The sequence below is a fragment of the Catenovulum sediminis genome (genome assembly GCF_007289895.1).
Taxonomy (GTDB): Bacteria; Pseudomonadota; Gammaproteobacteria; order Enterobacterales; family Alteromonadaceae; genus Catenovulum; species Catenovulum sediminis.
The window spans coordinates 2,539,658-2,564,571 of the sequence record NZ_CP041660.1; the positions used below are offsets into that span (position 1 = coordinate 2,539,658).

Annotated in this window: 14 protein-coding genes and 2 pseudogenes; 10 read left to right on the forward strand and 6 right to left on the reverse strand. The window is 41.4% G+C overall.

What is annotated here, in order from left to right:
• Positions 1 to 58: 58 nt before the first annotated feature.
• Positions 59 to 2,833, reverse strand: a complete 2,775-nt coding sequence (locus FNT16_RS10440) for an ATP-binding protein (protein WP_246072198.1) — start codon at positions 2,831 to 2,833, stop codon at positions 59 to 61.
• A gap of 99 nt (positions 2,834 to 2,932) precedes the next feature.
• Between FNT16_RS10440 and FNT16_RS10445 the strand changes: the two genes are divergently transcribed.
• The 4 genes from FNT16_RS10445 (at position 2,933) to gcvP (ending at position 8,417) form a co-directional block, all read left to right on the forward strand.
• Positions 2,933 to 3,832, forward strand: a complete 900-nt coding sequence (locus FNT16_RS10445) for a hypothetical protein (RefSeq protein ID WP_143871531.1) — start codon at positions 2,933 to 2,935, stop codon at positions 3,830 to 3,832.
• A gap of 97 nt (positions 3,833 to 3,929) precedes the next feature.
• Complete coding sequence (gene gcvT / locus FNT16_RS10450) at positions 3,930 to 5,009, forward strand: glycine cleavage system aminomethyltransferase GcvT (protein ID WP_143871532.1); 1,080 nt, start codon at positions 3,930 to 3,932, stop codon at positions 5,007 to 5,009.
• A gap of 22 nt (positions 5,010 to 5,031) precedes the next feature.
• Entirely contained in the window at positions 5,032 to 5,421 is a 390-nt protein-coding gene (gcvH, locus tag FNT16_RS10455) for a glycine cleavage system protein GcvH (RefSeq protein ID WP_143871533.1), read from the forward strand.
• Positions 5,422 to 5,525: 104 nt separating this feature from the next.
• Positions 5,526 to 8,417, forward strand: coding sequence for an aminomethyl-transferring glycine dehydrogenase (gene gcvP / locus FNT16_RS10460; protein WP_143871534.1), 2,892 nt, complete (start codon positions 5,526 to 5,528; stop codon positions 8,415 to 8,417).
• A 400-nt stretch (positions 8,418 to 8,817) separates the two neighbouring features.
• Here gcvP and FNT16_RS10465 read toward each other — a convergent pair whose 3' ends face one another.
• The 3 genes and pseudogenes from FNT16_RS10465 to dcm all read right to left on the reverse strand — a co-directional run bounded on the left by FNT16_RS10465 (position 8,818) and on the right by dcm (position 12,079).
• Entirely contained in the window at positions 8,818 to 10,128 is a 1,311-nt protein-coding gene (locus tag FNT16_RS10465) for an MvaI/BcnI family restriction endonuclease (RefSeq protein ID WP_143871535.1), read from the reverse strand.
• 110 nt (positions 10,129 to 10,238) lie between these two features.
• A pseudogene (locus tag FNT16_RS10470) lies at positions 10,239 to 10,672 on the reverse strand (transposase); the annotation flags it as partial.
• Positions 10,673 to 10,738: 66 nt separating this feature from the next.
• Positions 10,739 to 12,079 (reverse strand): DNA (cytosine-5-)-methyltransferase, encoded by a 1,341-nt coding sequence (gene dcm, locus FNT16_RS10475; protein ID WP_143871536.1) that lies wholly within the window; start codon positions 12,077 to 12,079, stop codon positions 10,739 to 10,741.
• Between the two features lie 361 nt (positions 12,080 to 12,440).
• Here dcm and FNT16_RS10480 point away from each other — a divergent pair, with 361 nt between their 5' ends.
• The 3 genes from FNT16_RS10480 to FNT16_RS10490 all read left to right on the forward strand — a co-directional run bounded on the left by FNT16_RS10480 (position 12,441) and on the right by FNT16_RS10490 (position 15,118).
• On the forward strand, positions 12,441 to 13,037 hold the full coding sequence (locus tag FNT16_RS10480) for a class I SAM-dependent methyltransferase (RefSeq protein ID WP_143871537.1): 597 nt from the start codon (positions 12,441 to 12,443) through the stop codon (positions 13,035 to 13,037).
• Positions 13,038 to 13,039: 2 nt separating this feature from the next.
• Positions 13,040 to 14,611: a S24 family peptidase gene (locus FNT16_RS10485; RefSeq protein ID WP_246072200.1), complete on the forward strand. Its 1,572-nt coding sequence runs from the start codon at positions 13,040 to 13,042 to the stop codon at positions 14,609 to 14,611.
• Positions 14,612 to 14,698: 87 nt separating this feature from the next.
• The gene (locus FNT16_RS10490; RefSeq protein WP_143871538.1) at positions 14,699 to 15,118 is read left to right on the forward strand and encodes a DUF3037 domain-containing protein; all 420 of its coding nucleotides are present in this window, start codon (positions 14,699 to 14,701) and stop codon (positions 15,116 to 15,118) included.
• Positions 15,119 to 15,231: 113 nt separating this feature from the next.
• On the opposite strand, the gene FNT16_RS10495 is transcribed toward FNT16_RS10490, so the two are convergent.
• Entirely contained in the window at positions 15,232 to 17,151 is a 1,920-nt protein-coding gene (locus FNT16_RS10495; protein WP_143871539.1) for a CRTAC1 family protein, read from the reverse strand.
• 268 nt (positions 17,152 to 17,419) lie between these two features.
• On the opposite strand from FNT16_RS10495, the gene FNT16_RS10500 reads away from it, so the two are divergent.
• Complete coding sequence (locus FNT16_RS10500; RefSeq protein WP_143871540.1) at positions 17,420 to 19,345, forward strand: bifunctional metallophosphatase/5'-nucleotidase; 1,926 nt, start codon at positions 17,420 to 17,422, stop codon at positions 19,343 to 19,345.
• Positions 19,346 to 19,816: 471 nt separating this feature from the next.
• A complete protein-coding gene (locus tag FNT16_RS10510) occupies positions 19,817 to 20,848 on the forward strand; it encodes a cytosolic protein (RefSeq protein ID WP_143871541.1) in 1,032 nt (343 codons plus the stop codon).
• Positions 20,849 to 20,864: 16 nt separating this feature from the next.
• On the opposite strand, the gene FNT16_RS10515 is transcribed toward FNT16_RS10510, so the two are convergent.
• Entirely contained in the window at positions 20,865 to 22,280 is a 1,416-nt protein-coding gene (locus tag FNT16_RS10515) for a sensor domain-containing diguanylate cyclase (RefSeq protein WP_143871542.1), read from the reverse strand.
• Between the two features lie 208 nt (positions 22,281 to 22,488).
• Between FNT16_RS10515 and FNT16_RS10520 the strand changes: the two are divergent.
• Positions 22,489 to 24,881 (forward strand): annotated as a pseudogene (locus tag FNT16_RS10520) (TonB-dependent receptor).
• Positions 24,882 to 24,914 lie beyond the last annotated feature (33 nt).

Genomic DNA, 24,914 nt, shown 5'->3' on the forward strand with positions numbered 1-24,914 from the left:
AACTGGAAAGAATAAATACTAATTTTTTATTCGTTCTAGTTATAAAGATATATTTTCTTTAACTTTTGCTCTGCAATTCAGCCAACCCATTTTTAACAACTTGCATTTCTTGCAACAGACTTTCGATTAATTCATCTACATTAATATGCACATCTTTTTTCAATTGAGACTCTAAATTATTGGCCAGCGAACGTAAGTAAGGCACACCAGAATAGCAGGTAGAGCCATGAAACTTATGAACAACATCTAACAGGGTTGCAAAATCATTTTGACTTGCGGCATGTTTAATGTCGCGCTCAACATCATCAAAGGTCGATGCCAACATGGTTAACATTTCTACCGCAATTTCGTGATTGTTGTTGGCTTTTTGCAGAGCAAGTGTCCAATCGATACCGCGTTTTTCATTATCAACTTGCGCTTTAGTTTGTGGTTTTATGTTTTGTTCAGACGCACCAACCACCCATTTATTGACTAATTGGTTAAATTTAACCATGTCGATGGGTTTGGCAAGGTAGTCATCCATACCACTGCGCAGTAACTTTTCTCTTTCTTCTTTAAAAGCATGAGCGGTAAACGCGATGATAGGCGTGTGCTTGTTTAAAATGCCTTGTCTAATTTTGGCGGTGGTTTGAATGCCGTCCATTTCTGGCATTTGCACATCCATTAAAATTAAATCAAATTCTTCCTCTTCAGCAATGCGGCAGGCATCTTTACCGGAAAAGGTGGTGGTTAAATTAACACGACCTTTGCGCAGTATCGCGGACAATAATTTTAAATTGGTTTCATTGTCGTCAACCGCCAGCATTTTTATCCGCCCTTGTTCGGACTGATTGGCTGAAATATCGACAACCTCAGTATCGTCTTCTTCGGCAAGCCAGGATAATTTGTTGTGTTGTGACCAAACCTGTTCAAGCTTACTGAAAGTGAAGGGCTTTTCGGTGACCGGCCAGTCACCCAACAAAGATTTATGTGTTTCAGGCAGTGAGGTATACAAGGGCACTGCCAACACAACTAAAGCAGCCGTTTGTTGTTTAGCAGCGTATGCGGCCTGCAATGGCAATAATTCAAGCGACTCTTCATCAGAATCACTGGCAATCACAATTAAATCGTAATTATCCTGTTGTCTGAGCTGGTTTTCCCAATCATCAATTTCTGAATAAATATCGGCAGCGATCCCCAGTTGTTGAAATAACATACGATACCCTGTGTACGCGACTGTGTGCGGATCAAGTATCAAGGCTTTATTTAAACGAGAGAGTTTTTCAACGCGGTTAGGTTTAGATGTGGTAATTGGCAAACTCAAGGTAAAAGTAGAGCCTTTACCCAGTGAACTTTCAATGCTTAATTTACCATTCATCTTGCTGACCAACCCATGTGTGATTGCAAGCCCTAAACCGGTACCGCCATATTTGCGGGTGGTACTGGCATCGGCCTGATGAAAGGCTTTAAAAAGTTTGCTTTGTTTATCTTTACTGATACCAATACCTGAGTCCTGAATTTCAACCGTCAGCATATGCTGGCTTTCAGATACAGAGTTGATTTTTAGGCGAAGAATGACAAACCCTTTGGGCGTAAATTTAATGGCGTTAGACAGTAAATTAGACAATATTTGTTTAAATCTGTGGCGATCGCCAATTGCAGCAATCGGCAATGCATCAGATTCAACTGAAAACACTAAGCCTTTAGCAAATGCATCGCGCGCCATTAATTTGGTGACTTCCTCAACCGTGCGTAGCAAATTAAACGCCGAGTGGTCAAGTTCCATTTTGCCCGCTTCGATTTTCGAGAAATCTAGTACATCATTGACGATGGCAATTAAGCTATCTGCAGAGGCATTAATGGTTTTAACATAATCTTCGTACGGGTCGGGTAATTCAGCTTTTTCTAACTCTTTGGTAAAACCAACAATTGCATTCAGCGGGGTTCTAACCTCATGCGACATGGTGGCTAAAAATTGCGATTTTACTTTACTGGCTTCTAATGCCTCTTTACGCGCTATATCCAGCTCTGCATTTTTTTCTTCAACCAATAACAGGTTTTGTTGTAAATCGCGGGTCGCGTCTTCAATTTCCGATTCTAATTTTGACTGGTTATGCTGCAACTGAGCCGCCATCACATTGATACCGTCTCTGAGTTCATTAAATTCATACTGCACAGGAATATCTAAGCGATAACGCAAATCACCACTGCCAATACGTTTTACCGCTTCGACAAACGCCTTAACCGGTTTGATCACCCGATTAACCAAGGCAATCATCAACATTGCCGTTAACAAAGCGGCAATACCAATTAAAACAAATAAATTTAAATTAGTAATAAAACGCTGGTAAGTTTCAGCCGATAAATCAAGCAACAAAACCACATGGCCAATTGGGTGGGCTGTGTGGCTGGTTCCTTGCCACTGCGCGGTTTGATTAAAACTATTGTCGAATGCAAAAATCGGGCTACTGACAATTAATCGTAAATTATCTGGGCGCGTGATTTTTACACCATAACTGTCGGCTTCGTTATAACTATGATTAATTTGTGTGTAGTTAGAGGCGACAAATAACTCGCCGGTATCGTCGTACACTAAAATATTGGCAATGGGGAGCGATGAGGTTGCGTTAATATCTCTGAGTTTACTTTGCAGGCCGGTTTTATTTATACTGATTAAATTATATTCACTGGCGTAACCAATTGAATCAACTAAGTTTTTGGCTTGCTCTTCAATTAAGTTGTCGCGCTCTACACTGGTTGCGTGCACTATGTAACCACAAATACCAATAGTCATTAAAATACTGGGGATAATTGCAAAAAAGATGGCGTTAAATAAAATGCTGGGCTTGAACATAGTTTAATTTCGGTTCGGACAACGTATTGAGTTATTCTTAATGTTACCATCAACTATAACTGCAAACGCTTTTAAAGCGAAACGGGTAATGTCTGCTAAATGAAAAAAAACATCTTTAAGCTGGTGGTTTATTGCTTGATAGGCAGTTGTTTGTCTGCTCAGGCTAATCAAGTGATACAGGCTGGCGTTTATTTTTCGCAGCAACACTTTTCAAAAAGCCAATTACTTTACACGCAAACACTACTGCAACCTGAAATTGAAATATTGCCATTTTACCCGGAAATGAGCGAAACTCTGCCAATATTAATTTCAGGTTTTGACAATGCACAACATTATCTAAAACACTTTAAAAACAACCGAGCGAATTCGGTATTAGTAATGGGCGTTGATATTCATCAGGTTAAAAAATTGCAAATGCTGGTGTGTGCAGAACCGCTCAACGTCTGTGATAAATGGCGGTTTATCAATAATCAGGCTTCACCGCAGCGTATTCATCAACTAATAAAGCATTTTTTTGCCGATAAAAAAGTGACCTCTGCCTATTTAGATCAAAGCGTCGCAGAGGTATGGAAACCTGAACTGAGCAACGTTGTTTGGTATCAAAATAACGCCGAAAATTTAAAACCCTTTTATGTGATTAAACGTGCGCTAGAAGGCGCTGATGCATTTGTGATTTTGCCAGATGAAAACCTGTTTAACGCCTCTATCGGGCGGGTTGTCTTGCAATACATGTTTCAAAATAAAACAATTTCAATAGGTTATTCGGCAGGCACATTTCAGGCTGGTTCGGCAATCGCCAGCTATGCAGACTACCCAAATACGTTATTGGCCGTAAAGTATTTATTATTAAATCCAGACAAAGCAAAAAACTACCAATATGCCTGTTATCAAGATTACTATGTTAACCAAACGGTACTGGATGCAATGCAGCTTTCTATCGACACCAGTGCCTTAAATCAATTGGCTGAACAACTGAATTTACAGTGTTATACCGAATAACCACAAAAGCATGACTTTTTCGTCTATTCAGCCGAGCGGATATTAGGTATAATCCGCCGCCTGAAATTCTGACCTGCAAAAGAATAGACAACCCACTATGACAAATAAAACAGTGCTACACGCAAAACATCTAGAATCTGGTGCCAAAATGGTTGATTTCCACGGTTGGGAAATGCCAATCCGTTACGGCTCGCAAATTGAAGAGCATCAGGCGGTACGCGAAAATGTAGGCATGTTTGATGTATCACACATGACAGTCGTGGATGTAAAAGGGTCAGACGCCACCGCTTATTTACAAAAATTATTAGCCAACGACGTGGCTAAACTGAAAGAACAAGGCAAAGCATTATACTCGGGCATGTTAAACGAGCAGGGCGGCGTAATAGACGATTTAATCGTGTATTATTTTGCAGCCAACGACTACCGCTTGGTGGTTAACTCAGCCACCCGTGAAAAAGATTTAGCCTGGTTAAGCCAAGTTACCGCAGGGTTTGATGTGACGTTAAACGAGCGCGCCGATCTGGCAATGATAGCGGTACAAGGGCCAAAAGCACCTGAAGTTGTCGCCGGATTACTCAGCCAAACACAACAAAACCTGATAGCCAATATGAAACCTTTTTACGGCGTACAAGCCGGCGAATTATTTATCGCCACCACAGGTTATACCGGTGAAGCAGGTTACGAAATTTTATTAGAAAACGAACTGGCCGCAGAGTTTTGGCAAAAATTATTAGATGCAGGCGTTGTACCTTGTGGTTTAGGTGCTCGTGATACCCTGCGTTTAGAAGCGGGTATGAATTTGTACGGGCAAGATATGGACGAGAGTATTTCGCCACTTGCCGCCAACATGGGCTGGACAATAGCCTGGCAACCAGAAGATCGCGATTTTATTGGCCGCGCCGCACTGACAGAATATAAAAATAAACAAACCGAAAAACTGGTTGGTGTGGTGATGACAGAAAAAGGCGTATTGCGCTCGGGCAGCAAAGTACGCTGCGCAGCCGGCGAAGGTATAATCACCAGCGGCACTTTTTCACCGACATTAGGCCACAGCATTGCATTTGCCCGAGTACCGGTAGATGCAGGTGACGAATTAGAAGTTGAAATGCGTAAAAAGTGGGTTACAGTGAGTGTTGTAAAACCTGCGTTTGTACGCCATGGAAAAAAGATTTTTTAAATTTGATCTGAGGATAAAGAATATGAGCAATATTCCTGCTGAATTAAAATATGCCGACAGCCATGAATGGGTTCGTGACGACGGTGACGGAATTGTAACTATTGGTATTAGTGATCACGCGCAAGATTTATTAGGCGACTTAGTACACGTAGACTTACCTGAAGTAGGCGCTGGTTTTACTGCAGGTGACGAAATTGCAGTGGTTGAATCAGTAAAAGCGGCTTCAGACGTGTATTCACCGATTGCCGGTGAAGTAGTGGAAGTGAACGAAGAATTAGAAGACTCACCTGAATTAGTAAACACCGACCCATACGGCGACGGCTGGTTATTCAAATTAAAAGTTGAAGACATGGGCGAAGTAGACTCGTTATTAGATGCAGAAGGTTACGAAGCTGCATTAGACGACGAATAAGCTAAAAACAGATTGAGACGGAACCTCGGGCATGATCCGGGGTTTTTTATTTTTAAGACACGAAAAAGTCTTAACAAAAGCATATTGAGTAGGAAAACCGATTAATGAGCGAGCATGTATCTTTAACCCAGTTAGAGAACCGAGATGATTTTATCCAACGCCATATAGGGCCGGACGTAGCCGAACAACAACATATGTTGGCAACTTTAGGTGCAACGTCGTTAGACGATTTAATAAAACAAACCGTACCGGAAAACATCCTACTGGCCGACGACCTATCATTAGGTGAGCCGCAAACCGAAGTGGCCACTTTGGCATGGTTAAAACAAATTGCCTCGCAAAATAAAATTAATAAATCGTACATTGGTTTAGGATACTACCCAACACATACGCCCAACGTTATTTTACGTAACGTATTAGAAAACCCAGGTTGGTACACAGCCTACACACCCTACCAACCCGAAATTGCGCAAGGGCGTTTACAATCGCTGTTAAATTACCAACAAATGGTGATTGATTTAACCGGCTTAGAAATTGCCAACGCGTCACTATTAGACGAAGCAACAGCCGCTGCCGAAGCTATGGCATTTGCAAAACGCACCAGCAAAAACAAAAAATCTAACCTGTTTTTTATTGCAAACGATGTGCATCCGCAAACCATCAATGTTGTCGTCACACGGGCAGAATTGTTTGGTTTTGACGTGGTTGTCGCACCAGCAGATGAAGTACTGCAACACGATGTATTTGGTGCATTATTTCAATACCCGAATACACAAGGCGATATTTACCCGCTTGAAAAACTCATAGAGCATGTTGCCAACAGCAAAGGTTTAACCACACTGGCAACCGATTTGTTAGCACTGACTCAGCTTAAAACACCAGCAGAATTAGGCGCAGATGTTGCAATAGGCAGCGCACAACGTTTAGGTGTGCCGATGTGTTACGGTGGCCCACATGCCGCATTTTTTGCCACCAAAGACAAATTTAAACGCTCGTTACCCGGCCGCATCATTGGCGTATCAAAAGACAAACGCGGAAACCTAGCGCTGCGTATGGCACTACAAACGCGCGAGCAACATATTCGCCGCGAAAAAGCCAACTCAAACATATGTACCGCGCAAGTATTATTGGCCAACATGGCCGCTTTTTATGCGGTGTATCACGGCCCCAAAGGTTTAGACAGAATTGCTAAACGCATTGAACGATTAACCAGCTTATTTGCAACCGGCCTTGCACACAAAGGCATCGAAATTAAAAACCAACACTGGTTTGACACATTAACCTTTGTCAGCGAGCAAAGAGCCCAAGTTATCGCCCGTGCAGAAAAAGCAGGTGTTAACTTACGTACCGATATTGAAGGTGTGTTAGCCGTTAGTTTTGACGAAACCAAAACCGCAAGCGATGTAGCCGAACTATTTGACATTGTATTTGGTGAAGGCCATGGCTTAGATGTAAGCGCACTGGATAAACTGGTTTGCAGCCAGTCTAAAAGTGGGTTACCGGCAGACTATGTACGTAGCAGCGATTATTTAACGCATCCGGTATTTAATACGCACCACTCAGAAACTGAAATGCTGCGTTATATCAAATCATTAGAAAATAAAGATTTAAGCTTAAACCACTCAATGATTTCACTGGGCTCGTGCACCATGAAATTAAACGCAACTGCAGAAATGATCCCCGTAACTTGGCCAGAATTTGCCGAGCTACACCCATTTGCACCGGTTTCGCAAGCGCAGGGCTACCAGCGTATGATCCGCCAGCTATCAGACTGGTTAGTCGAAATTACCGGATATGATGCGATAAGCATGCAACCAAACTCGGGTGCACAAGGTGAATACGCCGGTTTGTTAGCAATTAGAAAATACCACGAAAGCCGCGGCGACCATCACAGAAACATCTGTTTAATTCCATCTTCTGCGCATGGCACAAACCCAGCATCCGCACAAATGGCCGGCATGAAAGTTGTTGTGGTTGCGTGCGATCAAAAAGGGAATATTGATTTGGCCGACTTACGCAGCAAAGCACAAGAACTGGCTGAAAACTTATCCTGCATTATGATTACCTACCCATCGACGCACGGTGTATACGAACAAACCATTCGTGAAATTTGCGATATCGTGCATCAATATGGCGGCCAAGTTTACATGGACGGCGCCAACATGAATGCACAGGTTGGCGTGACTTCACCCGGATTTATCGGCTCTGACGTATCGCATTTAAACCTGCACAAAACATTTTGTATACCACATGGTGGCGGCGGCCCAGGTATGGGACCCATTGGTGTTAAAGAGCATCTGGCCCCGTTTTTACCAAACCACCCAGTGGTACAAATTGACCAGCTAGATGTTGCTAACGGCGCTGTTTCGGCTGCGCCTTGGGGCAGTGCGGGTATTTTACCGATTTCATGGGTTTATATTGCATTAATGGGTGCCAGCGGTTTACGCAAAGCAACCCAAGTGGCTATTTTAAGTGCCAACTACATGGCGAAAAAGTTAGCCGAACATTACCCTATTTTATATACAGGGCAAAATGGCCGCGTTGCGCACGAATGCATTATTGATTTGCGCCCGTTAAAAGCCAGCTCGGGCATTAGCGAAATGGACGTTGCCAAACGTTTAATGGACTACGGATTTCACGCGCCAACCATGAGTTTTCCGGTAGCGGGTACGCTAATGGTAGAACCGACCGAATCAGAACCACTTTGTGAAGTAGAGCGATTTATAGAAGCCATGATTGCCATTCGCAAAGAAATAGACCAAGTAGAAAAAGGCGTATGGCCACTAGATGACAACCCACTGGTAAATGCACCACACACACTGGCCGATATTACCGAAGCCGGCTGGAACCGTGCATACAGCATAGAATTAGCGGTATTTCCAAGCGAACAAGCCAGAGCCAATAAATTTTGGCCAACGGTAAACCGTATCGACGACGTATACGGCGACCGTAACTTAATATGCAGCTGCCCCAGTGTAGAGAGTTATGCGGAGTAGGGGTATTTAAGATTGCGGCAAACTAACCCTTAAGCCAACCCAACTAAAAAAAACAAAAGCGAGCTGACTGTAAAAAGTGGCTCGCTTTTTTGTTTTAGGCTAGGTTTAAATACGGTCTAATCAGGAATTGAACGAAAGTGAAGTTGTCCGAAAATTCCGGGCAACTGCTGATACCGAACTGCATGCATGGGGAAACAAATCGAAATTCTAACAAAGCCTCAATTAGATGGTTCTTCAACTTAGACTCGGCGCAAAATAAACTACACCGAGCCTACGATGGATTAAGAGATTCAACTCATCAAAATAAAATGGAAAAGGTACTAGCCTACTCTACCTGGGCAAGCGGTGTGTAGTGGAAGCTCTATTAGTGGGTTAGCAGTTATCCATTTCTTAAAAGAGTTTAGCTATTAGCCAAATCTAAGTCGTTTACGATCAAATATAAATCACCAATATCTTTAAACTTTATTCTGAATTGGTTTCTTTTTTTAGGTTTCCACTTGCCATTGACCAGCTTCATATTGATTCCTGGGTCATAATAAATAGCCTGACCGTACAGAGATTGAAGGAAGCGTTTGAGGCTGGCACCTTCGGCCAATGTCACATTGGGGCCAAATGTAAATTTTATATCGCCGTCATCTATTTTTTTGTAGCTGACAAAGCAAGTTCGCGAATGCTTCTTTTTCCAGTGTTCCAGTAGCTTACTGAACCCCCAACCTGCAGCCAGATTACCTTTATCATCAACTAAGTGCAGGCCACCATCCGGATCTGTAATTTCTTCTTTTTTTGGATCATAGCCTGTCATAATCAATGACAACTGAGTTCGTTCATTTTTTAAATTGTTTTTATGAATACTGGCGAAGTCCATTCTCCCTTCGGCTTTCGACCAACCGTATTTTCGTAAAAACTGTTCCAGTGACTCTTTGTATTCGCCGCAGTTTGGCTCGGGTGTCATTAGCGTAACAACTGAACCTGAATGGGCTTTTAGTTCCCAGTCTTCAAAGTCTGGTTCTGCTCTGCCGTTAGGTGATATTGCAAATAAGCTTTCAAGTGTAAAACCTGCTCCGTTTTGTGCGACATAGGGCACAACGTTACCCTCTTTAATTCTTTGTGAGGGGACAGCTCCCATCTGATAAATATTTGTAAGTTTGCTAAGTAAGCGTGATTTTGAACCTGAGGCCTCATTTACTAGATCGTAAAAAACAGATTTTTCTTGCTCAATCTGCGCTAGCTTCTTTTCTACAATCTGATCCAGAATCTCTTGGGATATAGCTGAATCCCAGTGAGTGGTAAATCCGATAATTCGTTTTGCAGCAATACCAAGGAATAAAATACGAGATTTATTAGCTCGCTCTGCTCGTTCATCTTTTGTTGGAGGCTGCATCAAATGGCTGGGCGCAGTGGGGCACTTTTTCAAAAAACCACTGAATCTGACTTCTGGATATTTTGGATATAAAATAAGTTGAGCACCGGGTGCGTTGGCACAGTTGAATTCATTATCTAACCACCAAAAATCTAGAGGTGCTTTAAAAATAGGACCTTTTTTGCTGATACCAGCGGAATATATCTCGCCGGATGGTAACATCTGAATAACTTCAAAATTACCGCCCAAATACACTTGTTGTTTAGTGTTATCATTGTTAGCCAGTGGCTTTACGATGATCCTTGTTGCGCCTTCATTTTTGAGCGCGGCTATTACTGCTGCCAGTTCCACTTAATTAACCCTGTTATTTTGTTATTGGTTAAAAACAATCCTTCAGAACTGATATTACCTTCCTTGTAACATTGCATCAACTAGCTATTTATTAACTGAAGTAAAGTACAGTCGGGCAGTTTTTGTTTGAGTAATCGCGCACTCGGCTCTTTGCTTGACTTTCGCCACGCATAATACCCACTTCGCGTCACACCATGCACAGTCGCCATTGATTTTAGGCGAAACTGGTGCTGGTGTTCGAGCATAAATCCGAATCGGCTTATTTTTGATTCTTCGCGAAGTAGGTGGCCGCCTTTTTTAGGATGGCTAAATCCTCGGCTTGATCAGCCAATTGGCGTTTTAACTTAGCAACTTCAGCTGCAAGCTCGGATTCGCGTTGGCTTATTGTGGACTTTTTCACAGTGGCAGTTCGCCAGCTATAGAGTTGCGATTCATAGATTTTAAGTTGCCTAGCCGCTTCAGCAACACCAACTCGTTCGGCTAGTTTCAGGGCTTCAGCTTTAAATTCAGCGGTGTAAGTCTTGCGGATCTTTTTAGTTGTCATATTCACCTCGTTAAGTCATTTTACTCACTTAGCGTGGTGTTCAAAGTATTGGATCCGATCGCAAATTTAAGCTACATTATTCATCTGTTGAGCAATCTGAACTGCACTAACTATCCTGTCTTTCATCAATGCAGCAACAGCCTCAAACACAGGTACGACAACCGAGTTACCAAACTGTTTATAGGCTTGAGTATCCGACACCGGAATCACAAAGTTACTTTCACCCGGTTTATCAAACCCCATCAGTTTTGCGCACTCCTGAGGAGTTAGTCGTCTTGGCCGTCGTGAAAGGTTTTCTTCATCTTCAAATGACTTTTCAAAATTCCAGCCGCGATCCACTAAAATTTCTGAGCCATCTTTGTAATACCTTGCAGATAAAGTTCTTGCAACACTGTTTTCATTCACCAGACCAAAACCAAAGCCGTTGCCTTTAGCTTTCTGTTTTATTGCATAATCATGCAGATATTTCCAAAGTTTTGGCGTTAATATATATTTATCATCAACCTTACTATCTAGAATATCGCCCATTTTTGGCTTAATGTCAGGCACAAGCCGGTCAATATCTTTTAATGTAAAACCCTCATGTACATTTAAATCTTTTCTGAACCCTACCAGCAAAATACGCTCACGGTGTTGTGGGGTAAATAACTGACCGTCAATGACTTTGGGGTCTTTATTACCTTCATATAGCTTGTCTGCGACCTCATAGCCTAATTCTTCAAGCGTTTGCATAATTACTTTAAAAGTTTTGCCTTTATCGTGAGATTTAAGGTTCTTTACATTTTCCAGCAAAAATGCTTTTGGCTGGCAGGCCGCAATAATGCGGGCGACGTCAAAGAATAAAGTACCTTGGGTTTCACATTCAAAGCCATGTGCACGGCCTAATGAATTCTTTTTGGATACACCAGCAATTGAGAAAGGCTGACACGGAAAACCAGCCAGAAGTACGTCATGAGCTGGGATGTGTTGGCGAATATGTCCATAAGCCTGTTCCTCGGTTATGTCGTCTCTTTGCGATAGGGTAATTTCTCTGATGTCTTCATTAAAATGATGTTCGTTATCATTACCATAGTTAGCTTTATATGTTTTAACTGCGTACTTATTCCATTCGCTGGTAAATACGCATAAACCGCCCTGATTTTCAAAGCCTTTTCGAATCCCACCTATTCCTGCAAATAAGTCTATGAATCGGAATTCGGCATTTTCAGCTGTTACTTTCGGTACAGGTAAAAGCTTTTCTAACGCATTGTATTCAGTAGCACTGAGTTTAAGCTCCATTTTCCCCTTTATGCAGCGATTAATCGTTTCACGGCATAATGAACTGCCAATTGCTTCTTTCAGATATTCAGCCAAATATTTTTGATCGAAAATTTCCAGCGCTTTGAGTAACAACTCTTTATCATTCATAGTAGATAGCTCTGCTTTTTATTTTAAGAGAATCTTTATGATCTATTGTCACACATAATACCCAGAAGAGCAAAATATACTGTATAAAAAAACAGACTTCTTGGTGTTTAAGTTAAATATAGTATCCGTCGGCTAAGACACACTGTATTGGGCCAAACGACCAGCCTGCGCAAATCGCCTATCTAACACGTTTAAGGCAGGCGAATTTGAGAAAGTAGTGGTGAGTCTCATTTGGGCCCTCATTACAAATTAACAACCTATAAAAACTATATTTTTCAAAGCTGTTTTGATAAATTCAGTTGCTAAATCTTCCGCTCGTTAACGTATTTGAGTGGCCATACCACAAAGCAGAGTTTGTACAATGTTTAGTAAAACAACGGATTATTATAATAACAATGCACGTGAGTTTTATAACTCAACTGTTTTGGTGGATTTATCTGCGCTGTATTCTGAATTTTTGCCCCTGATAAAATCCGCTGGCGTTATTTTAGATGCAGGTTGTGGAAGTGGTCGAGATGCGTTTTATTTTAAACAACAGGGTTATCTTGTTGAGGCATTTGATGCCAGCGCTCAGCTTGCAGCTATCGCGACTGAGCATTTACAACAGCCTGTCGAAACAAAAACTTTCCAGCAGCTTTGTGCACAAAATAAATATCACGGTATATGGTGTTGTGCCAGTTTGTTGCATGTTACCAAAGCAGAGTTACCCTTGGTATTTGCTAAATTAGCTGCGGCGCTTAAAAATAACGGTGTGATGTATGTTTCGTTTAAATATGGTGAAACCGAGCGTGTTGATAATGGCCGCAATTTTACTGATTTAACTGACTCTTCATTAGCTAAGCTCATTAGTCAGCAGCCTGATTTGGTTATGATTAAACATTGGCAAAGTGCCGATCAGCGACCTAATCGCTCAAATGAAATTTGGTTGAATGCGCTGATTCAAAAGGTGGATGTTTAATAATGGCAGCGATGCAACAGCAACTTAATTTTATCGCTTATATTCAACGCATGTTAAATGAAGGCGATTTTTCAGCAACTTATAAATTTGCTTTGTTGCATGCGCTGGCTGATGTTTGTGTGGAAAGTGTCGATTTATCAGGTAACGAAAATCAGGCGGATGGCCAGTTAGAGATCTCGTTAGAAACCTTGGCCGAGAAACTTATCTTATTGTATTGGCATCATGCGACGCCATTTTCTAGCCATCAAGGTGAAGCGGGGTTACTTAGGCAAAATACTGGTGCGCAATCTAAGGTGATTACCGTTTTATACGAGTGCCAGCAAAATGAAATTAAAAGTCTGCGTCAGTTAAAAAACAGTCAATATTGGAAAGCTGTTTTTAATGCGAGTATGGAAACATTAAAAAATGGCCCACTCTGGCGATTGCAAATTCTGGCAAAACAAGAAGAATGCTTTTTATATCCGCACAATAAAAAGCAGAAATTTATTACTTTGTATCCAGGGATTGCGGATTGTTTTCGCCGTTTTTACGATTTGGTTGTGTATTTAGCCAGAAATAGTTGGATTCAAAAAATTCAAGCTATTAAGTTTAATCAACAGTTAATTGGGCCAGAAAGTCAGCTTGAACGCTTTTTATTTGGTTTTGACAGAACTGCGTTAAATTATGCAAAACCTGTGTTAATCGAGATACAACAAAACCGCTGTTTTTATTGCCACAAGCCAATGGTCAGTGGGGCTGTTGAGGTTGATCATTTTATTCCTTTTGCGCGTTATGCTCATGACTTAGGGCATAATTTTGTTGCAGCACACCGAACATGCAACAACAATAAAAGAGATTTTTTGGCTGCGCACATTCATAAAGAAAATTGGCAAGCACAAAATTTAGAAGAGCATACCGATGTATTGCAAGCTGAATTAGGCAATTATTATTATTGTGATTCGGTTAAATCAAAAGCGGTTAGTGACTGGGCGTATCAGGTTGCCGAGTTAAATGGTGCTAAGCTTTGGCTGGGTGCAAAAGATAAGTTTGTCAGTGCGAGTGACGTTAGTACATCTTCTTTTTCTAGTAGCAGCGGAGCGCTTACGAGTTCAGATAATGGCGCTAAAGTTATTGATTTTAGTCAAGCTGCGCAGCAAAGGGCGGATCGCCAAAATTCAGCCAACTTGCCTTATTTCCCTAATCTTAAAATTGCGTGTGGTCATTTTAAAAGCGGTGACGATAGTGAGGTTGAGTATATTCCTGCACCTGATGGGGTTGGTAAACTGGATCCGAAACGACATTTTTTGGCCCGTGCATCGGGCAATTCGATGAATGGTGGCAAAAACCCTATTTTAGATGGTGATTTATTGTTGCTTGAGTGGATTACACCAGAGCGCGCGGGCTCGCTGCAAAATTGCACCGTTGCTATAGAGTGCGATGATGAAACCGGCACAGCTCAGTATTTATTGCGCGATATTAAAAAAGAACCGGACGGGCGTTATAAGCTGATAGCTAAAAATCAGGATTATGAGCCTATTTACGCAACTGAACAAATGCGCACCTTTGCAAGGCTTAAGAGTGTAATATTTGAATAATCAACTACCTACACCTCATGGAACAATTGAAAGAATGACGTTAAGATTAAACGAGTATTTAAATCAAAAATTTGGTGAGGGGCTAAAATGAGTGAATTGATGAACACCAATACACTATGCATGTATGCTGTTGTGCGTTTTATGCCTTTTGCCGAAACCCGAGAATTTGCCAATGTGGGTGTAGTCGTTATTGCACCAAAATTAGGCTTGTATGATTTTAAATTAGCGCCTAAATCTTTCAAACGTGTAAACCAATTTTTTGATGACTTAGATGGTGTTGTTTATCGCCACGCGATTGAAGGCTTTGAAAGTGAATTAACGCGTATTCGCCAGTATTTAGTAGATCATCACGTGTACGGGCAGAATTTAGTTGATTACTTTAAAGAAATAACACGTACAAGGGAGTCAGTTTTACATTTTGGTGAGGTAGGTACTTTATTAACAACCGACATTAAAGTCGCTACTGAGCAACTATACCAGCGTTTTATTGGTAGAAACGTTTCTTAATGATGTGCGAATGGAAGTAAGCCCGTAAAACTTACGGGCTTACTCATTTCTGGCGCAGACTGTTTATTTACGCAGACTGTTTATTTATGTACTTTGTTTATTTACGAAATTTACTATTTACCAAATTTGTAAGTGTTATCTGCGCTTAAGTTGCTTTTTGTTTCTGTGGTGCCATCGCGCCATGTTACTTTAACCTTGTCTATTTTATCTAGGTTGCCTAATCCAAAGTGGGCAATGTTTAACAAGCTTTGTGAATGGCTGGCGTTTAACGAACCCACGGTTTTGTGTTGTTTGCCTTGTTGGGTTGTCACTTCAATTTTTGCGCCATATGGATCGACGCCTTTTACTGAATATCCCACATGCACAAAGGCATAATGATTGTCATTTTCGGTTATATTTTGATACATGTACCAAGGGCCGTTGTCGTCGTCGCCATTTAACAAATCAAGTTTGCCGTCTTGGTTATAATCAATGGCTATACCCATGTCACCATGTTGATCTTTGCCAACGCCCGAGGTTGCAGATGTCGCCAGTGAGGCTTTAAATTTACCTGTGCCATCGTTTACCAATAGTAAATCCGGTAGGCGTTCTTTTAATTTACCAAAGCGGTATACAAATAAATCGTCGTCGCTGTCATTGTCAAAATCGCCGACTGCAACGCCCCAGTTATTATGATGCGTCAGTTTTGGTAAGGTGTCTGAAACATCGGTAAAATGGGTGCCGTCGTTACGCAATAATACATCTGGTAAATCTGAGTTGTTCGGCGTGAATTCTGTGTCATATTCGGTTACCCCTCCAAATGAAGCGCGAATGCCCCAAGCTTGTTTAACGCCCAGTTTCCATCTTACTTTCCATTTTCCATCGCCTAAGTAACCAACGTACCAGCCTGTTTCTGTTATCTCATCCGGAAATCCTTTGGCGGTGTCTTTTGCAACTACAAAGGTATCTTCTGGTGGTTTGATGCTGGTTTTATCTTTGCCCAAAAATACCGGCATGTACTCTAAGTCTTTTGCTCTGGGCCAGTGGTAAAAGTTAATCAGTGAAAGGTCGCCGTCTACGGTTAGTAACATGCCGTCTTCACTTTCACTACCTTCGTCGCGCAGGTCTAATCTTTTGGTTTCTTTGGTGTAAGAAATCGAGTTGTTGGCTAAACCATAATGCAGTTTACCTCGGGCGAGGTAGTAGTCTAAATCGCCATCTTGGTCCATATCAAGGTGGGCGACTGCAATGACATATTTGTAGTTTTCTGCATCTTTTGTCAGCCATTTTGAGGTGACATCGGTAAAGCTAAAATCATTGTTGTTTTTTAATAAGGTTGTAATGCCATGCCCATCAAACGCGATAACGTCTAGATAACCGTCGTTATCAAAGTCGGAGAGTAACAGGCGCTCTGCGTCTACTTCTTCAAAACTTGGGCTGTGATGGTAATCAAAAGTGCCGTCGCCATTGTTTTTAAATAAGATATTTCTGGGCATATCTTCGTTTACAACTTTTGGTGCGTTAATTTGCAAAAAGTCTAGGTCGCCGTCGCTGTCTAAGTCTATCCATCTAACGGCGCGGCCACGTGCGCCTAATTCTGCAACGCCGGCTTCTTTAGTGACTTCTACAAAATTGCCATTGTCGTTTCTGAATAAACGTTGCGGTTGTGGTTTTAAGCCGCTACCGCCGCCAACGGATAAGATAACGTCGTTGTCGCCGTCTAAGTCATAGTCTCCGGCTGTTAAGCCATGTAAATCGGCCATCGGAAACTGGCCTTTAATTTCGGTATAGGTGTTGTCTTCGTTGGCGATAAATAGCTGCGCTGGGGTTGAGTTGTGATTGGTTAACAAAAAGTCGTAGCGACCGTCGTTATTCATATCCGCCACTGCGGGGCCACCGTATTTCCAGTTGTTTTCGGTGACTAAACCAACACTTTGGGTGACATCTTTAAATTCTATTTTCGATTGTTGTTCGGTTGAATTCTGGCTGCAACCCATTAATGATGCCACCACTGCAGACATCACAAGTGACATTCTTCTTTTTTGTATCAACATTATCTCATTCTCACTTTGGCTATTTGGCAATTCGGTGTATTGAGTTGGTTTATCTTATTTATAAAAAGTTGATTTTATAAATAAACAGGCCTTTGCAATCTTAAACTACAATAATTTAAATGACAATAAACTGTTAACAATACTGTTACTTTTGTGCGGTTACTGTGTCAAATCACTTTCATCTTAGTGTCACTAATGCGCCCCATTTAAGGGTTATTATTTGGCCACAATTATATTAGTTGGCAAATACCATCAACATGGAGCACATATGAGAAACCTATTTAAAGTCAGTTTAGTCAGTGCCGCTTGCACGGCTTTATTAGCAGGTTGCAACCTAGATATTAACGTTAACGACAATGACGACGAGCACCAAGCCAAAGCAATTGATGTCACCATTTTGCATATGAACGATCATCATTCGCATATTGCGGCAGATTCGTTTGATTTTGATGTGTCTACTTTAAGTTTGTCGGCGAAAGCTGAAAACGATGCTGCAATTAACGAAGTTGAAGTAAGTTATGGTGGTTTTCCGATGTTGGTTAGTTTGTTTGAGCAACAAGCGGCTAACAGTAAAAACGTTTTAAAATTGCACTCAGGTGATGCGATTACGGGTACTTTGTATTACAGCTTGTATAAAGGTGAAGCGGATGCGGCGATGATGAATCAGGTGTGTTTTGATGCGTTTGCCTTAGGTAATCACGAATTTGACGATGGTGATGCAGGTTTAGCCAGCTTTTTAGATGAGTTGAGTTCTGGCGGTTGTGATACTTCTGTTTTAGCTGCAAACGTAGTGCCGGCAGATGATTCAGCGATTAAAGATGGTTATATTCAACCTTATACTATTGTTGAAAAAGAAGGCGAAAAAATTGGTATTGTTGGTATTGATATCGCAGGTAAAACCAAAAATTCTTCTCAGCCTGATGATGGCACTTTATTTTTAGACGAAACCACTACAGCGCAGCAATATATTGATGAGTTAACGGATATGGGCGTGAATAAAATTATTTTATTAACGCATTATCAGTATCAAAACGATTTGGCTATGGTGGCGAATTTAGAAGGTGTTGATGTTGTTGTTGGCGGTGACTCGCATAGTTTATTAGGTGATGCTTCTTTTTCTGATTTAGGGTTTAATCCAGTCGGGCCGTATCCAACCCAAGTAACGGATAAAATGGGCAATCAAGTTTGTGTTGTTCAAGCTTGGGAATATGCGCATATCATGGGTAAATTAGAGGTGAGTTTTGATAAAGAAGGGCATGTTGTTTCTTGTCAGGGTAAGCCTTTGATGCCGGTGAGCGATCAATTTGCCTATGAGTTTAGCGACAGTGAAACGCGCGTATTACGCGATCAGGATAAAATGCTTGTCAGCCAAGCGTTAACTCAGCATTCTGAAGTTGTAGTAACAGAAGCAGATGCGGCGACCAGCGCATTGCTTGCAAGTTATGATCAGCAAGTAAACGAGTTAACTCAGTTTGTGATTGGTACGGTTGCAACTGATTTATGTTTAGACCGTTTCCCAGGGCAGGCGCGTTCTACTTTGTGCGATGCTTCAGCAACTTATGAATTTGGCAGCGATATTTCTAATCTGGTGGCTAAAGCCTTTATGACGGTAACGCCAACGGCGGATATCGGTATTCAAAATGCCGGTGGTGTGCGAGTGGATGTTGCAGCCGGTGATTTTACAATTGCAGATGCTTATACCTTGTTACCTTTTTCAAATACTTTGGTGACGTTAGAAATGACAGGTCAGCAAATTGTTGATGTGTTAGAAGATGCGCTGGCCAATACCTTAGACAATGCGGGTTCTACCGGTTCTTATCCGTACGCGGCTGGTTTACGTTTTAATGTTGATGCGTCTGCTGCTAAAGGTAGCCGGGTGAGCAATGTTGAGGTAAATCCACGCGTGGCCGGTAGCTGGAACGCCATTGATTTAAGTGCAACTTATACTGTGGTCACGAATGATTTTATCGCCAGCGGCCAAGACGGTTATGCAACTTTTGGTACTGTGTTTAATGCGGGTGATTATGTAGATACTTACACTGAATATGCGCAAGGTTTAATCGATTATGTTGAGATGTTGTCAGAAAACAATATGGCATTAGATAAATTGCCGATTGAAGAATATTCAACTCAAAATTATATCGGTCGAGATGCTTGTAATCACAGCTCTGATACGAATTGTGCAGGGTTTTAATTGGTTTTAACTCGCCAAGTATTTTTAAACGGCTAGGGTCTGTTGACCTTTGCTGTATAAATTTTGTTCTAACTAAACGCTTTTTAATCGCGGCGCTGGTTTGTAGGCCTAGTGGGCTAAGTCAAAAATCAGCAACAAAGAGTAAAAAGCGTTTAGGACGAACCCTTCGGGCAGCGTTTGTGCGGCATTTCTACTGCCTCAGCACTCATTTATGTAGAACAACTACACCACAATCGTGCTTTGTTGTATAAATACCGCACAACTCGCTGCAAAATCATACAGCAAAGATCAACAGACCCTAGTATTCACTGGCCGTTTTTGTTTGTAAAGCTAACGAGCAAGGCCAAAAAGTACTGAGAGAAATTTTAGGCGATGACTTTAACGCCGATACTAATCAACCGGTTTGTCGTGTGATTTCTCTTATTTGATTAATTTTGATACAATCAGCGCCCCAATTTGGCTGGAGGACAGATGAAGTTATTGTATTGGTTAGATGAGTGGTTAACCCTTTCCTGTGAAGAACAAAAGGCCAGATTGCCAATGAGCGGACATGATCTGCTTGATGGGGTTTTTGTTAAATACAGTTTTGTTGACCCAGATAAACCTTTGCTTTTTACCTTTTCTCCTGCCGGTACTAATGTTCAAGAGCATGATTTACATGATGATTTTTCACCTTGGGGCTATAAATTAGCACACAAACAAAATGTGAATATTATTGCTTTTCAACACTTGGGTAAAAGTAATTGGTTTCGCAGCCAGAATTTGATTTTTTTTCTTGAGCAGCTTGCAACATTATTAACACCTTTTAACTGCAAATTAGGTTACGGTTTAAGCCGGGGCGGATTTGGTGTGGGGGCGTTTGCTAATTTATTGGGTTTAGATCAGGTATTGTTATTTCACCCTGTCAGTACCAAAAATAAAGCATTGGTGCCGTGGGACGATCGTTCTAGCACGGATATCGCACAAAAATTTGACTGGCAAGGCGACTATCACGATTTAGATTTAGGCCACGCCAAAGGCTATATTATTTACGATCCGACTAACTTTATTGACCGTATGCATGCAAAACGTTATTCGCAGCTCACCCATTTGCGCGTATTTGGTATGGGCCACGGCACGCATGCAACGTATCTGAACAAGTTTGGTTTTTATAAGCAGGTTGCGATAGATTTTATCTGCAATCAGCAAGTGGATATTGCACAGTTTCGCCAGCAAACTAAGACATTACGCTTTAAAGAGGATTATTACAAAAAGCTGAATAAAGCCAATGCGAATTCAAACCATAGATTAGACTTGCTGAGTAAAGCACATCGGATTTTGATTGACGAAAAAGAAAGTTATGTGCAGGAATATCAAGCGCAAATAGATATAAAGCCCTTACTTGATATTGCGATGAAACATCAGGAAAAACACCCGAAAGACGCTATTCAGTTGTTGGAAGTTGCTAAACAGTTGGCACCTGACAACCCATTGGTTGAGCATCAGCTAAAACAGTTAGACTGATTTTCTGGCTTTTTGTTTATTGATGGATTTTGTACTGATTTTTGCCATTGTATTTGGCTTGATACATCGCGACATCGCAGCATTTTAGTGCTTTTTCTAAGTCGATTTTTTGCTGCGTAGTTGGATCGCAATATTTTAAGCCGATACTGGCCGTAATGGATAGGGCTTTAGTGTTTTCTGTATGCGCTGTCTCACTGGTTGGCAATGCTACAGAAAGTTTATCTATGCCCTCTAAAATTCTGTTGGCTAAAGCGGTAACTGACTGCTCATCTTTTAATAATATTGCAAATGCAAACTCTTCCCCGCCATATCGGCAATAGACATCTTCACTACGAAAGAAGCTTTTTAAAAAGTGTGCAAGACTGATCAAAACCAAATCGCCCACATCATGTCCGTAGGTATCATTAAGCATTTTAAAGTCGTCTATATCTAACAGGCCAAAAGCTATTTTAAAATTGTGGCGCTCGGCACTTTTAATCAGTTTATTTGCAAGATCAATAAAAAGCCGGCGATTGGGCACGTCGGTTAAAGGGTCGTAAAAAGCAATGCTTTCTAGCTGATTTTTAGCTTTTTGTAATTCTAGCGTTCGGTCGTTAACCAGCCTTTCTAAATTTTGTTTAAGTTGTTTGAGATCTGAGTTGCGTTTTTTTAACTGTTCCAAATGAAATTTTCGCTCAGAAACATTGCGTTGAATCGCCGCGAAATGGGTGACTTCTCCATAATTGTTTTTCAGCGGAACAACATTAATTTCTATCCAGTAAGGCCGGCCTTTGCAATCGTAATTTAATAAGGTTTCGGTGATTTTTTGGTGCTTTATTAAAGCTTCTCGGATACGGCCTTTCGCTGCTTCATCGGTTAGGGTGCCTTGCAATATTCGGGGTGTTTCGCCGATTACTTCTTCGGCTTTGTAACCGGTGAGGTTTTCAAATGCTTTATTTACATAAATGATTTTTGGGCCGGTTGGATACTCAATGTCCTGCGCTTCGGTGACAATCACAATATCTTGCGTGTTTTCGACTATCTCTTGAAAACTAAATAAAGTTTTTATATCTGAAATATCGTTAAAGGTCACTACAACAAAGCTGTCCTGTTCAGTTTTACCAATATCACAGTAGGCATTGACTAAAAACCACTTAATCTCTGCGTTAATATGGCTGATTATGCCCATGGTTTCGTTAGTAATGCGTTGTCTGCTGCGTATGACTTTTTTTACTGGGTAATTGTCAACTAAGAGTTTTTTGCCATCCGCGTCAATAAAATTCCATTGGGGATCAAAGGCGTTTTTGCCAATAATTTGCTCACTTGTCATTTCTAATAAAGCTAAAGCCATTGGGTTGGCGTAAAGAATCGATGTATCCCACCGATGGAAAACAACACCAATGTGAGCATGCTCTAGTAGCTTAAGCAAATTGAGTTCGTTGACGTTTTGCATGAGCTGTAGTTTTTGTTAATTATAATATTTTAGTGTAGTTGAATAATTAGAAAATTACCTGTTGTTATCCGCCAGAGCTTTTCTGCCATTGCTTTTCCGTACTGAAGATAAATGTGTTGTTTTACACTGTAAATAAGTGATATGTTATAAAGTAACATTATGTTATAAGATAACATTGCATTTATCGTGACGAGAATTGAGAGCTAGCATGAAGAATAAATTTAATGTAAGTGCGGTACTAGCAGCTATTTTTCCTTTTATATCAATGGCAAATAGCATTGATGGTGTGGTCGTAAACCAACAGGGAAAACCGGTTGCGGGTGCTAATATTGAAATTGAAGGTACATCAACTTCAATTAAAACAGATGAAAATGGTGAGTTTAAATTAGTTAATTTAAATGTTGGTGATAATAAAATACATGTTGTGGCAAAGGGATTTGCGCATTTGCACCAACATGTCGAAATACCAGAAAATGGCCTGCAACAATATATTATTAAGCTAAATCGCACGCCCATTGAGGTAATAGATGTTCAAGCCGCGCCGGTGCATTTGTCTATTATGGAATCGGCAACGCCGGTAAATGTGATTGCTGGCGAAGCGTTAAGACGCCAGCAAGCGTCAACATTGGGCGATAGCCTTGAAAAACTGGCCGGTGTCAATACTAACTATCATGGCAATGTCGCCAGTACGCCGATTATTCGCGGATTAAGCGGCCCTCGTGTGTTGATTGCACAAAATGGTTTGGATGTGGGGGATGTTTCGAGAGTCGGGCCCGATCATTCTGTTGCGACTGAAGCTTCTACTGCGCAGCAAATTGAAGTTTTACGCGGGCCAGCAACTTTATTTTATGGCAGCGGCGCAATTGGCGGGGTTGTCAATGTTGTTGATTCTCGTGTGCCAATAGATAAGCAAACACGCGGCGAATGGCAAATCGAAACCAGCTCGGTAAACAATAAAAAGCTAGGTGCGTTTAATTTAACCAGTGGGGCAGGTTCGCTTGCTTTTTATGTTGATGGTTATTGGCGTGAAGCAGACGAATATAAAACACCTTTGGCGGGTGAGCAGGAAACCATCGCCAACAGTGCGGAAGAGTCGAATGGTTTTACCCTAGGTAGCAGTTATTTATTGGACAATGGTTATTTTGGTGTTTCAGTTGAGCAATTTAATCGCGAATATGGCATTCCGGGTCATAGCCATTCAACTGAAGAATCAGCCGAAGCCGAAAGTGTTTTTGCCGATTTAGAACAAACGCGCGTTCAGCTTTTAGCTGAGCTGACGTTTGATAACAAATGGTTGAATAAACTGAATGTACGTGCATCCGCTAGTGACTATCAACATGCCGAAATCGAAAACCATTCAGTGGGTACTTTGTTTGAAAATTCCACTGAGGAAGTGAAATTCGAGCTATTGCATAATCCGCTTGAAAAGTGGAATGGTGGTTTGAGTTTGCATTATAAAAACAGTGAAATTTCAGCGCAGGGGGATGAAGCTTTTACACCGCCTTCACAGTCTCAGACGTTTGCCGTAGCCCTGATGGAAGAGGCGCATTTTCATGATGTTTTATTGCAATTAGGTGGGCGTGTTGAGCAGGTAGAACTGACTGCGAATCAATTATTATTACCTACTTTAGAGGTGCATGATCATGATGCCGATTCGGATGGTGCGCATGGTCACGTGAATGAGCATCAAAGCGAACAGAATATCACGCGTGTTTTTTCTGTAGACCAATCATTCACACCTGTTAGTTTATCTGCCGGAATCGTTTGGGACTTTTTGCCCAGTTATAATATGGGCGTGTCAATTTCACGCTCGCAGCGTGCACCGTCTGCTTCTGAGTTGATGTCTTTTGGTCCGCACATTGGTACGCGCTCTTACGAAATTGGTGCGCTTTTTACCTTGGTTGAAGACGCACATGGTCATGAATTTGAATTAAGTAACCAGACAATTGAATTAGAAACAGCGCGTAATATCGATTTTACCTTGCGCAAAACACAAGGTGATTTCGGTTTTGTATTAAATGCTTTTTATAATCAGGTAGATAATTATTATTATCAGGTTGCGACTGGGTTGTATGCCGAATTTTCGCACGATCACGACCACGATCATGGCCACGGCGAAGAAGAAGGTGGACACGATGAGCATGCTTCAGAGTTACCGGTTTATTTGTTTAAAACAGATGATGTGGTTTTAAAAGGATTTGAAGCACAGCTTGCCTGGCAAGTAACGAATGCCTTTAAAACCAGTTTGTTTTCAGATTACGTGCGCGCCACTTTAAATTCAGGTGGCGATTTACCGCGTACCCCGCCACTTAGAGTGGGTACCCAGTTTCAGTATCAGAATGCGCAATTAAGCGCTCAACTTGACATTACCCGTTATCAAAAGCAGGACAAAATTTCTGATTTTGAAACCGCTACAGACGGTTATACCTTGGTTGATGTCAACGTTTCTTATGATTTACCGCTGTTAAATTTAGATACCTCTTTATACCTGAAAGTGAGCAACTTAACGGATACAGAAGCACGTGTTCATACCTCATTTTTAAAAGACTTAGCCCCCGCCCGGGTCGGAATATTACCGCAGGGATCCGTGGGTATTTTTAATGTATTCGCAAAATACGCGGAAAAGTATTTAAA